A 14,770-nucleotide genomic window follows, 5' to 3' on the forward strand; every position below is an offset into this window, starting at 1 on the left:
ATTCTCCTTATTGGACTTCAATTTCGATCATTTGTGCTTCACTTACGCGTAGTGATAATTCGAAGTTTTTCACTTTGATTTCCACTGGGTCTGCTAATGGCGCATACTTCATAACGCGCACAGCCGTTCCTGGTACAACACCCATGTCCACCAAGCGATTCTTAATGTTGCCAAATCCATTGATAGCTACAACAGTACCAACTTCACCGGGCTTCATCTCGGATAATTTCTTAACCATAGTACACCTCCTACATACAAAACATAACAACCAAACCTATCATATATAATTATATGAGTAATACTTATATTATAGCACATTATAAAATATTATCAATAATGAATCTCGTTTTATTTTTATCGTTTTGTGAAATTATAAATCTATTTTTATCAAGTGCATTTTGTGCAAACAATCTATTTATCAAGAGTATATTAATCATGCCTTTTTATTATTCTCAATTTTTTCTTTTTAATTAATAATGATATGTAAGGTATATATTTCTCATTATCTATAACTAAAAATGATTCTATAAATACTTATAAAGAATACCTATTTGGAGCTAATACCCTTTCCTTCACAACTAAACCATCTATTCCATGGCATTACATCACTATGTGAAAGAACTTTCACAGGTCCACCTAGCTAGAAATATGATATAATAATACTATTAAGTCATTTAGAAACGGAGATACATTATGAAATCATTTCAATCCTTAGGCATCGTGCCTGAACTGATACAAGCATTACAAAAGGTGGGCGTGAAAGAACCAACGCCGATCCAAGAAAAATCGATTCCCCTCATCTTCAAAGGACAAGATGTAATCGCCAAAGCCCAAACAGGGACAGGCAAAACGCTGGCATTCTTGTTACCACTATTGCAACGCATCCACGTAGATGTGCAACAGGAGCAAGCCCTTATCATCGCCCCTACACGTGAGTTAATCCAACAAATTGCAGAGGAAGCACGTCACTTAGGCGCTATCTTAGGAGTAGACGTATTACCCCTGATTGGAGGCAGAACGATCGAAGGCCAATTGCAAAAGCTAGGTCGCCGTCCTCATGTCATCATCGGTACACCTGGCCGTTTGCTGGATCACGTCAATCGTGGTACGTTACACTTGAACTCCATCCGCCGTGTTGTGTTGGACGAAGCGGACCAAATGCTTCATATGGGATTCTTACCAGATATAGAAAAGCTTATTAGTGGCACTAACGGTAAACGTCAACTATTAATGTTCTCTGCCACCATCCCTGACAAGATTCGTAATTTGGCAAAAGCCTATATGCAAAAACCGACGTCCGTCACTATCCAAGGGGAAAATATTACCCTCGATACGATTGAACAAAAAGTATACATGATGGAAGAACAGGACAAAGTGAATCGCCTTGTGGCGATGCTAGAAGCAGATAATCCATATCTAGCTATCGTATTCTGTAACACCAAAGAGGGAGCTATCAAACTCGCCTACGATTTAGCTCGCAAAGGTGTAGAGCTTGGTGAAATTCATGGAGATATGACACAGGGCCGTCGTACGCAAGTCTTGAAAGAATTTGCTAAAGGCAATCCCCCTATTTTAGTAGCTACCGACATTGCCGCTCGTGGTATCGATATTGAAGGTGTTAGCCACGTATACAACTTTGATGTACCGCACGACATGGATTACTACATCCATCGCATCGGCCGTACTGGTCGTGCTGGCTCCACTGGTGTTGCCGTAACCTTTGCTACGCCAGCTGAAGAAATTTGGGTACGCCGCATCGAACGATCCATCCAAGCTACTTTGACAAAATACACCAAGGATGGACAAGTGAAAACAAAAGGATCTGGCTTAGCTCCTAAGAAGGAAACTGCTAGCAAGAAACCTAAAATTAAAAGTACCTATCAAGCAACAAAAGCAAAAGCTCACAAAGCTCGTGGTCATAAAGGTGCCAACACACGGGTACGCCGTGCAAAATCTAGTGGCTCTAGCAATCGTGGTCGAGGTAAACGATAAGTTTCTGGTATCGATAGGCAGCTCTTCTAAGAGGGGTGTCCGTTGCTTAACAGTATATTACAAAAAAGGCTATAGCTAAACAGCCCCAATACAAGGGAGGGTAACAAAATAGCCTACATAAAAAATAGAGGAAAGTTGAACCAAAAGTATCAACTTTCCTCTATTTTTTATATTCTAATCAGCAAAATGGCTCCCCTTTTATTGCTATCCCCACTATGCCGAGCACCTGTACTTACTTCCGATTTGCATAAATAGCAGGTTTCCCCTCTACGTCGGCACAAGTAGTTCTACAAGCTTGACCTTCGCTACATTTCCAAACTGGTTCAAGTTGTGATTCATACTGTATAAGGTATCCCTTTTTACATCGTGGGCATGTGTATTCCTTATGAGTATCATCCAATACTTTTCCATCCGACAATGGTATGGGAGGTATTATCTCTTCCCTAGGTCTTTGCGGCATCGACACTTTAGCCGTTGATGATGTGTTTCCCTCGGTAACTCTTGATTCCCTAGCTCCTGATACATTTTCCTTTGGTGATGATACATTTTCCGTGTATTTGCATGTTGGGAACCCAGAACATCCATAAAACTCTCCAAACTTTCCTTTCCGTAGGAGCAACTCCCCTGTTTTACACTTAGGACAAGATCGTCCTGTTTGTTGCGCTATGGAAGGGTTACGGTTCGGTCCCGTTCTTTTGCCACCTGTCTCCGACTTAGGCATTGCTATCTTAGCTGTATTTCCTACCCGTCGTTTTACATCCTCAATCAGTTGTACAACAAATTTTGTTTGGTCTTCTAAAAACACATCAATCCGTTCAGTTCCTTCGCTCATTTTTGCTAAGCGCTCTTCCCACTGGGCCGTCGCATCAGGGTACAGTAAGGAATCTGGCAATGCATCTACCAAGGTATAGGCAGACTCTGTAGGAATTAAAATTTTCTTTTTTCCTTCTTCTTTAAGGAAAGGGTTTTTCTTATTGTGGATTAAATCATCAATAATCGTGGCCCGTGTCGCCTCTGTGCCGATACCGGATACATCTTTTAATTGTTTTTTTAACTCTTCATCTTTTACATATTTGTGAATTTCCTTCATTGCCTGCACCAAGGTTGCTGAAGTAAAGCGGCTTGGTGGCTTTGTTTTCCGTTGGTCCACCTTGCTATCCTTCGCTGTTACAGCATCCCCTTTACGTACAGGGGGCAATGACTTTTCTTCATCCTCTTGATTTTCTTCTGATTCTTCCGTGGATTTTACCTTTTTATATAATGCTTTCCATCCCAAATCTATAACGACACGTCCCGTTGTGGTAAACAGTTCCTCTTGGTGCGTCACTTCGATACGAGTATGCTCATATACATGCTCTTGGTAAAATTGTGCTATATAGGCTTGCGCAATGAGGAAATAAATATTTTGCTCCCCTTTGGATAAGGTATGCAGTGGGCAACGTACAGTGGTCGGAATAATGGCATGATGGGCCGTAACCTTACTATCATTCCAGGCACGGCTTTTAATAGCAGGATTACTATCCTTTGCCCATGCAGCTAATTCCTTATGTCCCATGTTGACCAAATTTGACAGGATTGCTTTTCCATCTGAAAGTTGGTTCACTGGCAAATATTCACAGTCTGAACGGGGATAGGATGTATATTTCTTCTCATATAGTTTCTGTGCGATGTCCAATACTTCCTGTGGCGTATAGTTATATAGCTTACCCGCCACAATTTGTAGTGATGATAAGGAAAAAGGCAACCGTTGTCCTTCCTTTTTCTTTTTCTTTTCCACTAAAGAAACTGTACCTTCTGGGGATTGCATCAAACGGTCACGCAAGTCATTAAGAATAGTCTGATCCAGCATATGCCCATCAGGGTCCAATCCTTGCTGCGTATCTTTCGGTTTCCAAGTGGCCCAAAAGGCTCCCTTTTCATGACCATATTGTACTTGCAACACGTAATATTCTACAGGCACAAAGTTTTGTAGCTCACGTTCTCTCCGTACCACCAGTGCCAAAGTTGGTGTTTTCACACGACCAATCGGAAAGGTCACTTTGTTTCCTAAATGCTGTTGCTCTAACGTATAGGCCCGAGATAAATTCATCCCCATCAACCAATCCGCACGGGATCGCGCTAAGGCAGAATCTTTTAAAGGTTGATATTTCTTATTATCCTGCATATGCTCTAAAGCGTAACGCATAGATTTTTCATCTAACGCATTCAGTAGAATACGCTCTACTGGCTTAGTGTTACCCAAATAATCGAGCATTTCGTCTATCAACAATTGCCCTTCTCTATCTGGGTCACCTGCATTCACAATGGTCGTTGCTTTTTTGATTAAATCACTAATAACCTTAAACTGCTTAGCACTCGATGATTTAATTTTTAATTTCCAAGAGGTGGGCAAAATTGGCAAGGATTCAAATCTCCAAAATTTATATTTCTCATCATACTCACCTGGCTCTACTTGTTCTAGCATATGACCAAAGGCCCAAGTAATCACATCATCACCTTGTACGATATACCCATCATGTCGCTTAGCATTCTGTGAATCGGGCAACACTTGGCTTAACTCTCGCCCTACGCTAGGCTTTTCCGCAATAAATAAACGCATATGCTCCCTTTTCCTATCCATTACTGTTTACTACTCATGTATTACATTATTCTATAATAAATCTTCTCTACATTAACTTTCATTATACTACGAATGAGCTAAATAATTAAACAGACCTCCATTTCTTAACTTCCATTTAGAAAAATTTACTCCCCCATTACTCAGATCATATAATACTGATAATGTAGGAGCTCTCATTTTAAACCACAATACTTTCTAACCTCATACTTCTCTCGCTATCTTTCATACTCCTTTAAAATTTCCTATCAGTGCTACTTTTGCACAGAATTTTACAAACCTATGACTTATCTTATTCATAACCATATCCGCCGTTTTTCAACTTTCAGTATCATATCCTATACAGGGAGGGTTCAAATAGTATATAATTTTAAAGATATGAAAGTATATAACATACACATGTATTTATAGAGGTGAATTATGACATTTTTAGAAGAAGTAACTCGGCGCCGTACGTTCGCCATCATTTCTCACCCAGATGCGGGTAAAACAACATTGACGGAAAAGCTTTTGCTATACGGTGGTGCTATCCACTTGGCAGGGTCTGTTAAATCTAGAAAAACACAAAAATATGCCGTATCTGACTGGATGGAAATTGAAAAGCAACGTGGTATCTCTGTGACGAGTTCTGTATTGCAATTCGATTACGATGGTCATCGTGTGAACATCCTAGATACGCCTGGTCACCAAGACTTCTCTGAAGATACCTACCGCACCTTAATGGCAGCAGATAGCGCTGTCATGTTGATCGACGTAGCAAAAGGTGTGGAAGCGCAGACGAAAAAACTATTCGCCGTTTGTAAAGAACGTGGCATTCCTATTTTTACCTTCGTCAACAAGATTGACCATTTCGGACGCAATCCATTTGACTTGATGGAAGAAATTGAAAACTCTCTTGGCATTCGTGCGGTTCCTATGAACTGGCCTGTGGGCATCAACGGCGAGTATCAAGGGGTATATGACCGGGAAACGAATACTGTAGAATTATTTGAAAAAGACGAATCCCATGGTCAAAAAAAGCTAGCTTCCACCAAAGGCGATGTGCACGACCCAGCATTCCGTGAGCTATTAGGAGAAGAGGTGCATCAATCCTTAATCGATGACATTGAACTTCTCGACGTGGCTGGTGATGCTTTTGATTTAGACAAAGTAAAAGCTGGTGAATTAACACCTATGTTCTTCGGTTCTGCGATGACAAACTTTGGGGTTAAACCATTCCTTGAAAAATTCTTGGAGTTAGCTCCTATGCCAGCCCCACGTGTAGCCCGTGAGGAAACGGTAGAACCTACGTCTGAAGATTTCTCTGCCTTCGTTTTTAAGATCCAAGCCAACATGAATCCGAACCATCATGACCGCATTGTATTCATGCGCATTTGTTCTGGTAAGTTTGAAAAAGGCATGAATGTACTTCACCAACAATCTGGTAAAACCTTACGCTTATCTCAACCACAGCAATTCTTAGCCACAGAGCGCACTATCATTGATGAAGCCTATCCAGGGGACATCATTGGTGTCTTCGATGCAGGTACTATGGGTGTAGGTGATAGCTTATGTGCATCCAATCACAAAGTGACATTCAGTGACTTCCCTGTGTTCCCTCCAGAATTTTTTGCTCGTGTGACACCAAAAGATTCTATGAAACGGAAACAATTCCTAAAAGGTATGACTCAATTAGCGCAAGAAGGGGCTGTACAAATCTTTGAACCGCTCTACTCTATGGATTCTTTCGTGGTAGGTGCTGTAGGTATGCTTCAATTTGAAGTATTACAATATCGCTTGAAACACGAATACGGCGTTGATCTTGTGAACAACTCCTTACCATATGGCGTAGCCCGTTGGATCGATGGTGAAGTAGATGTAAACAGCTTAAAAGGTATGGACAATGCCATGATCGTAAAAGATAATCGTGGTCGTCTTGTCGTTCTAATCTCCAATGAATGGCAAATGGGTTGGGTTGTAGAGCGTAATCCAGATGTTACCTTCTTACATACCCCTAAAATAGAAGCATAAGTACGAATACAACTAAAATCGTATTCCTATCGATGTGGTTGTTCTTATTTGTTCAACCCCATGTATAGTAAACATAAAAACCGCCTAGGCGATACTATCTTGTATCATCTAGGCGGTTTTAATTTGATCCATATATGTGTTATATATTATGTATTCTTCCTAGTTGTATGTCATTTCAGTATCTGGAAATATTCCTAAAACAACGGTTCCAAATCTGCTAATCCTTTTAAATTCCATTCTAACAATTTATCATGAATACGCCACATAAAAGCATTTTCCCATGGATAATGAAGGCGAACCCAAAAGTTTTGAAATGGTGTGTCATTGAAGAATACAGCTTGTCGTGGCAAATTAAATAGATTCTGTCCTGGCTCTACATTCCCTGCTTGTACTGTAAAAGCCATACGATACCCACTTTCTTCTGCTATCCTATCTATATCTTTATTGGAAAACCCACCTGGATACGCAATGTAACGAACAGGATGCTTCATACGATCTTCTAACACCGCTTTTGAGCCAATCAATTCATCACGTGCTTGGTCTAGGGACATACTTCGCAAGTCTTTATGATTCACCGTATGGCTTTGGATATCGATTCCATTAGCTTGCATTTCTTTCAACTGTTCTACATTGACAAAGCGACTTTCACCAAATGCACTAGTAATCATAAACAAGGTAGCTTTCATATTGTATTCTTTTAAAATAGGGAATGCGTACTTATAGTTATCAATATAGCCATCATCAAATGTAATGAGAACTGGTTTATCAGGTAATTCCGTTCCCTTTGTCATGTAATCATATAACTCATCCATAGTAATTGTATGATATCCCTCATCATGGAGATATTGCATTTGTTTCTTAAACTCTTCTGGGGGAACCACCAAAGAATGACGTATACCTGTATCGATTCGATGATAATTTAAAACTGGTACACCTACAGCTTTGTAATCCCAAGATCGCTGATACTGTATTCCTAAATATATACCGATGACCACAATTAGCCCTAGTATACCTAAAATAATTCGTTTCACATTAACCTCACGTGTCAGTAACTTTACTTAATACATAAAAATTAAAATAGCGATGTAAATCTATCCTTATTATAGTACCACACTTCGCTAAACTTATCAGTTATTTTTCATAAGTTTGACATATAGTAATAGAATTATTCATCATATTTCCTTTTATTATTATACTTTTTTTGCATTAATTTTATGATTTTTTTTCATTATAATATTGGTATGTATACATCATGCATTATTATCTATATGCCACTATCTACTTATTTCTCTACATTCTATAGAATTTATACTGTCATTGTTTACAATTAATCTATTTTCTATTGTATTTACTATCTATGAAAAGAGCGCATACAAAGCACTATAGTGCCAAAAATCACTATGACGAACACCCCTATTTCATGCTATGATAAAGACATAAGTTTTATCTAATGTGCTTCTTATTCCAAAGGGGGTTGTACTATGAAAGGTCTTATCGACTTGAGTCTAGTCAATGGAATCTGGACATTAAAACTGTCCATGATTCAAACGGTGGCATTAGCTATTGTCACATTGTATTTAGGGGAATTTATCAAAAAACATTCTCCATTTTTACAGCGTGTGAGCATGCCTGCACCAGCCGTAGGTGGTTTACCATTTGCATTCTTATGTGCATTCTTATCTTATTATAAAATTGTAAACATTACCTTCGATGGTGCTTTGCAATCATTCTTAATGTTGGCTTTCTTTACCACTATCGGTCTTATGGCAAGTCTAAACGTACTTAAAAAAGGTGGCGTCGCTATTATCTTCTTCTGGATTGTGTGTACTATCTGGATTGTCTTCCAAAATGGCGCTGGCATCTTAATTGCGAAAGCAATGGGTATTGAGCCAATCTTTGGTATTATGGCTGGTTCCGTTTCTATGATGGGCGGTCTTGGTACAGCAGGTGCCTTCGGTCCTCACTTTGAAGAATTAACAGGTATCCCTGGCGTAGCTTCCGCTGCTATAGCAGCCGCTACCTTCGGTATGGTGGCTGGTACATTATTAGGTGCTCCTGTAGGTGACCGTATCATCAAAATGCACAATGTCCCTACTCCAGTGGATCATCCTGAATTATTAGAAGCTGACGGTATTGATATTAATGAATCCGATAGTGAAAGTAAATTATTCGACTTACATTCCTTGATGCATGTCATTGCTTTCGTAGGTATTTCTCTTGGTCTCGGTACACTTGTGAGTGCCCTTCTATCTTCCGTATTTGGTCCATTACCAGCTTACATCGGGGCAATGATCGTCGGTGCATGTATCCGAAATTATGCTGACTTCACTGGTCATATTACAATCAACAGTGCTGCACTAGATGCTGTTTCTAATGTTTCCTTAAGTATCTTCGTTACAATGGCCATCAATAGCTTGAAATTAGCACAATTAGTAGATTTAGCATTACCATTAATGGCAATCCTAGCTGCACAAATGGTGTTGATTACTATCTTCGCATACTTAATCTACTGGTTGTTCAAACGCAACTACGATTCCGTTATGTTAGGTGCTGGTGCTATTGGTTTCGGTCTAGGTGCTACACCAAATGCTTTAGTAAACATGTTGTCCTTGGCTTCTAAATACGGCCCATCTCCAAAAGCATGGTTAGTCGTATCCTTAGTAGGTGCCTTCCTCATCGACTTTACTAACGCATTCTTAATCACATTTATGGCAAAATTGATTTAATCAATGTTTCCATATACTACCCTAAACGAAAAAGGATTCTACAACCTCTGTTGTGGAATCCTTTTTTAATATTGTACTTATGTATTCCTTTGCTCCAATTCATACCAAGCATTGCCGATGAGAGCAAATTCATCTAATGTGAATGTCTCTCCACGACGTGATCCATCAATATTAGCTTTTGCCAAAATAGCTTCGATGGCTTCTTTACTCAATCCAGTGGTCTTCATTGTGTTGCTGAACGTCTTACGCCGTTGTGCAAAGCCTGCTTTCACAGCACGGAAGAAATACGCTTCACTATGGACTTTCACAGGTGGTTCACTGCGCAATGGACAACAAATCACGGCACTAGTCACCTCAGGAGCCGGTAAAAACGCCTTAGGTGGCACATCCATGACAATATATGGGTCTGTGTAATATTGCACCGCTACTGATAAAGCGCCATACATTTTTGTACCTGGCTTAGCAATCATACGCTCTGCCACTTCTTTTTGCACCATTACCACTAATCGTTCAATAGGTAATTTAGATTCCAGCAAAGACATAATAATTGGTGTCGTAATATAGTATGGTAAGTTCGCTACTACCTTGAACGGTTTATGATCCATTAATTCTGGGATATTGACTTTTAAAACATCCCCATGAATGATGCGTACATTATCGTATGCCTCTAAGGTCGTGTCTAAGACCTCTAACAAACGTCTATCTAGCTCTACAGAGGTAACGTTAGCCCCACTTTGTGCCAAACCTTGCGTTAAGGTACCAATCCCAGGACCTACCTCTAACACTGCATCGCCTACTTCTAATTCCGCAGCCTGCACAATCTTATCCACCACAGTGCGCTTAATCAAAAAGTTTTGCCCTAATTTTTTACTCATTTGAATGCCAAAACGTTTACATATATAATGCACAACCTCTGGACTTGCAATGACTGATTCTATCATGTATTCTCCTACTGTATTTCTTCTTCTGAAAGTGCCTTCAAAAAGGCTTCACGGCTAATACCGTAATGATTTAATCGATACAAAAACTGCTTCCCATTCCCATAGCCTATACCCAGCTTAGCACCTATACGAGCCCTCATAGCAGCACTGCTAGGGCCTCCACTCAAATCATGTTGTACTAAATCTTGCATCGTAAACAACTCTGAAGATTCCATAGATTCTATGTGAAGCACTTCTAAGGCCTTACGGATGGATTCAGGGCTTGCCTGCTCAATCCCAATATCATCATTGGCATAGGCTTCTTCACGTGGTACAAAGGCATGCTGAGCCAAAGGGAATCGCTTCGTCAAAAAACGACGAATCCGTTCACCTGCATAATCTGGGTCCGTCAGAATAATGATCCCTCTCTTTTCATAGGCATCCTTAATCCGACTGAGCACAGGCTTACGCAAATTAAACCCTTCCGTAGCAATACACTCCACCTCTAAGGCTTGTTGCACCCGTTGAATATCTGATTTTCCCTCAACCACCAAGACCTGTTTTAACATAAGCTCCTCCACAATATAATATTCTATTATTATACCATACATCGAAACCTATGGCATGCTCTAACAAATCATACTACACCTAACAACAAACCACACATAGCCCAAAATTGCCAAATAACGCTCCTCCGAGACGAACGCAATTAGACGTAGTAGTCTATGGCGTTCCTCACCACTAAAATTTTAAACTATAGAAGAACACGGCATACGTTACTCTACATAGATACTTGCAACACAACCATTAAGTATACCCCTGAAAAATATAGTTATAAACGGAGTGTCTTGTGACTCTTTATCTTTATAAATCTATATTCAAAAGACCGCAATATACCTCCGAAGAAACATTATGAAATACCGTTTCTGAGGGGGTGTATTGCGGTCTATCCTTTATTCATTTATCCACAAACTGTCACAAGACAGAATATCGTTGCAAGTAATAATTCATTCTATAGTGCCGTTTGTGAAGGAATGTGCCGTGCTCTTCTATCAATATAAAGTTAAAAACAAAACGCCATAGATACATAGACTAAGAAGAGAGGATATACACATCTACTGTGCGTCGTCCAAATTGCATGGCAGATCCATAGTCTTCTAACACTACATCAATACGATTCCCAACAATGTCTCCACCTGTATCGGCAGCAATGGCCTCACCATATCCAGGTATATATACTCGTGTTCCTAAAGGAATCACATTAGGATCTACAGCTACTACTCCATGACGAGCACGAATACCTGTGGCAGTAATACCATCTCCACCACCATCTGTTGGCAAGTATGCTGTAGCTTCCATGGTAATGACTTCTCTCACACGATCATAAGAACGTGAGACTTCTACTTCTCGAGTACCTACTTGAACCACTTTTGGTTGCATTGGAGTAATCGTTTTACGTTGTAATTCTTTTGTGTCTATCACATCGCCTTGCTTATAGTGAATTTCTTCTTCCACTTCATCAAGTCCTACTGTACCTTCTTGTAAAACTTTTTCTTCACCTTTTGGTAAAGTATCTACTCGTTCATATTGTACCACTACTGGCACTTCTACTGTTCGTGTTTCTATCTTCGTAGTTTGGAATCCATGATTCCACATAAAGCCTGAGACTGTAACAAAGACTACTAGTAACAGTGTGAGCATAAGCACTGCTTTTTGCTTTTTCTGTATTAATTGATTTGTCATCTATTACCTCCATGGTTGGCATTCTACCATAGATGGATATATAAAGTCAAACATACGCTCCAAAAACGCCTATTAAAGCCATTTTTTAGTATATTATTTATTTAAAAATGAATTCTCTCTTCATTTTTAGTCCACTGTATAAAGACATTTTATTTTGATTAATTCAGCTATTAATTATGCTCAAATATTCTCATTTTGATAATTACTGAATTATCTATAGTTTTAACATATAATAGACTCTTAACTGACACCCATCAGAAAGTATGTGTATAACTATATCCATAAGCATCATATAGCATACAATCTATGATTAGATTGTATATATTGTATTTTTAAAATAGCCCTGTTCTATTGATAATGCAAAATTGATATGATACGCATTTTAGTAATACCCCATTCCTAAAAATCATAATTTGTCCATAGTACATTTAAAAAAATTAGCCATAAATTTCACGAATCGTGTTATTTATAGCTAATTTCATCAATTATATCTTATTTTACTGCTATCATGGACTATTTATTCACTACATTTTCACGCATATAGACATCCTTTGAGTACCTTTCATAATCTTTTAAAACATGGTATATACTTATATCTAATATGCTGCAAAGTATTTCCAGTCCTATGCCTTTACTTAGCATGATCAGTACTGTCAAATTCTAAAATTGGCTCCCACACGCCTAATGCGGCTATACCTTCTGTTGTCTCCATATCCTTAGGATTCAGAAATGAAAGTTGGGCACATACCTTATCTTCTTTAGCAATGACCTTACGATAAGAACCATCAGCTCGCATGACATGGGCTTTTTGATTATCCGCTAAGTAAACTTCTAAAATGTGTTGTAATTCTTTCTGTAAAGCTATATCTTCTACAGGAACCATTAATTCCACTCGATCATTTAAATTCCGTGGCATCCAATCAGCACTAGAAATATAATAAGGACTCTCGCTATGATTCTTAAAATATAAAATACGATGATGTTCTAAGAATCGCCCCACAATGGATCGCACAGTAATATTGTCACTAACCCCCTCAATCCCCGGTCTAAGGGTACATATACCACGAACGATGAGATCAATCTTGACCCCTTTACAAGAAGCTTCGTATAACTTAGCAATGATTTCTTTATCTAGTAAAGAGTTCATCTTTGCAATGATATGCCCGCCCTTACCTTGTTCTACGGCACGTATTTCTCCCTCAATCAAATCCATTAAAGACGATCGCAAAGTCAATGGAGCTACAATAAGATGCTGCCACTGCTGTGATTCTGCATATCCAGAGATGGTATTAAAGAATAGGGAACTATCATCTGCATAGGACTCACGACAGGTCAATAAGCCACAGTCTGTATAATATTTAGCAGTCTTCCCATTATAATTGCCTGTAGCAAAATGCATATATCGGCGTAGTACATCGCCTTCTTTACGGACCACCATAGTAATTTTAGAATGCGTCTTAAGCCCTCTTAAGCCATAAATAACATGACAGCCAGCTTTTTCTAAACGCCGTGCCATAATAATATTATTTTCTTCATCAAAGCGAGCTTTAACTTCCATCAACACGGTAACTTGTTTGCCCAGTTCTGCTGCCTTCACCAAAGCTGCTACGATAGGAGAATCCCCACTGACACGATACAAGGTTTGCTTGATAGCCAGTACATCAGGATCTACAGCTGCTCTAGCTACAAACTCTTCCACCACGGAAAAAGAATCAAATGGATGGTGCAAGAGTCTATCTTTTTCACGGATATAATCAAAGATAGCTGAAGTCCCTCGCTCCATTACGCAAGGAAGTTCTCGCCGTGTAAACGCAGGATATCGCAAATGGTCGTAGCCAGGTAAATTGCAAAACTCGCCAAAAGAGGCTATGTCTAAGATTCCTTCTGCTATATAAACGGCCTCTTTTTTTGCCTGCAATCCTTGCAAAACAAATTCCAATAACTGTGGATCGTAATGTTCACATACTTCCACACGTACCACTTCACCACGACGACGCCGTCGAAGAGATTTTTCAATTTCCCGCAATAAATCCGTTGCTTCTTCTTCGATGTCTAAATCCGCATCACGTGTGACACGGAAGGTGGTAAAGGAATCGATATGATGACCCACAAAGAAATCTTCACAATAATAGTTGATGACATCTTCTAACATAACGAAGTGACGATGCACAGTATTCGGTACTTCAATAATTCGATTCAATACAGAGGGAATTGGCAAAATAGCCATCTTCTCTTGGTCTTTATCATGGATGGGGTGAATCTTCACCACCGAGTTTAATGTTTTATTCACCAAGAATGGAAAGGGATGGCTTGCATCCACAGCTAATGGCGTAACGACTGGAAAGATATGCGTACGAAAATATTGGTATAACCAATGTAATTCACTTTCTTTCAAATCTTTTACTTTGACAAAGTGTAACCCTTCTTTTTGTAATCGTTTTAGAATATCGTGAAAGTACATATATTGCAAGGATACTAATTTTTTTGTAGCCTCACTGATGGCTTTTAATTGTGCTTTGGCATCCATATGGGCGGCATCGTATTTAATAATGTCACTCTGCTCTTGATGACGCAGTCCAGATACGCGAATCATAAAAAATTCATCTAGATTAGAGCTGCCAATGGTTAGAAATCGTAGTTTTTCCATGAGTGGATTACTTCTGTCGATAGATTCTTGCAAGACTCGTTGGTTGAACTTCAGCCAAGACAATTCACGATTAAAATAATACTTTGGATTATCAAAGTCTTTCATAGTATCACTC

General features: G+C 39.2%; 10 protein-coding genes. 3 read left to right on the plus strand and 7 right to left on the minus strand.

The genetic code is table 11. The features are described from left to right. Positions 1-7: 7 nt before the first annotated feature. Positions 8-238 carry a FeoA family protein gene (locus tag HMPREF3032_RS06480; protein ID WP_009372241.1) on the minus strand — a complete coding sequence of 77 codons (231 nt, stop codon included), beginning with the start codon at positions 236-238 and terminating at the stop codon, positions 8-10. A gap of 455 nt (positions 239-693) precedes the next feature. Between HMPREF3032_RS06480 and HMPREF3032_RS06485 the strand changes: the two genes are divergently transcribed. Further along, positions 694-1,992, plus strand: coding sequence for a DEAD/DEAH box helicase (locus tag HMPREF3032_RS06485; protein ID WP_009372221.1), 1,299 nt, complete (start codon positions 694-696; stop codon positions 1,990-1,992). Positions 1,993-2,224: 232 nt separating this feature from the next. Here the strand turns inward: HMPREF3032_RS06485 and HMPREF3032_RS06490 are convergent, their stop codons facing one another. Then, positions 2,225-4,591: a DNA topoisomerase 3 gene (locus tag HMPREF3032_RS06490; RefSeq protein ID WP_062403218.1), complete on the minus strand. Its 2,367-nt coding sequence runs from the start codon at positions 4,589-4,591 to the stop codon at positions 2,225-2,227. Between the two features lie 438 nt (positions 4,592-5,029). Between HMPREF3032_RS06490 and HMPREF3032_RS06495 the strand changes: the two genes are divergently transcribed. Continuing rightward, positions 5,030-6,619, plus strand: a complete 1,590-nt coding sequence (locus HMPREF3032_RS06495; protein WP_062403221.1) for a peptide chain release factor 3 — start codon at positions 5,030-5,032, stop codon at positions 6,617-6,619. A 194-nt stretch (positions 6,620-6,813) separates the two neighbouring features. On the opposite strand, the gene HMPREF3032_RS06500 is transcribed toward HMPREF3032_RS06495, so the two are convergent. Beyond that, positions 6,814-7,650, minus strand: a complete 837-nt coding sequence (locus HMPREF3032_RS06500) for a polysaccharide deacetylase family protein (protein ID WP_062403224.1) — start codon at positions 7,648-7,650, stop codon at positions 6,814-6,816. Between the two features lie 450 nt (positions 7,651-8,100). Between HMPREF3032_RS06500 and HMPREF3032_RS06505 the strand changes: the two genes are divergently transcribed. After that, complete coding sequence (locus HMPREF3032_RS06505; RefSeq protein ID WP_009372238.1) at positions 8,101-9,345, plus strand: sodium/glutamate symporter; 1,245 nt, start codon at positions 8,101-8,103, stop codon at positions 9,343-9,345. Positions 9,346-9,422: 77 nt separating this feature from the next. On the opposite strand, the gene rsmA is transcribed toward HMPREF3032_RS06505, so the two are convergent. From rsmA to ppk1, 4 genes are all read right to left on the minus strand, one after another. After that, a complete protein-coding gene (rsmA, locus tag HMPREF3032_RS06510) occupies positions 9,423-10,286 on the minus strand; it encodes a 16S rRNA (adenine(1518)-N(6)/adenine(1519)-N(6))-dimethyltransferase RsmA (protein ID WP_062403227.1) in 864 nt (287 codons plus the stop codon). A gap of 8 nt (positions 10,287-10,294) precedes the next feature. Then, positions 10,295-10,834, minus strand: coding sequence for a ribonuclease M5 (gene rnmV / locus HMPREF3032_RS06515; RefSeq protein ID WP_009372195.1), 540 nt, complete (start codon positions 10,832-10,834; stop codon positions 10,295-10,297). A gap of 523 nt (positions 10,835-11,357) precedes the next feature. Further along, positions 11,358-12,008, minus strand: a complete 651-nt coding sequence (locus HMPREF3032_RS06520) for a G5 and 3D domain-containing protein (protein WP_009372246.1) — start codon at positions 12,006-12,008, stop codon at positions 11,358-11,360. 631 nt (positions 12,009-12,639) lie between these two features. Next, a complete protein-coding gene (ppk1, locus tag HMPREF3032_RS06525) occupies positions 12,640-14,760 on the minus strand; it encodes a polyphosphate kinase 1 (RefSeq protein ID WP_062403230.1) in 2,121 nt (706 codons plus the stop codon). Between the last annotated feature and the right edge of the window lie 10 nt (positions 14,761-14,770).

The sequence above is a fragment of the Veillonella sp. DNF00869 genome, from assembly GCF_001553345.1.
Taxonomy (GTDB): domain Bacteria; phylum Bacillota; class Negativicutes; order Veillonellales; family Veillonellaceae; genus F0422.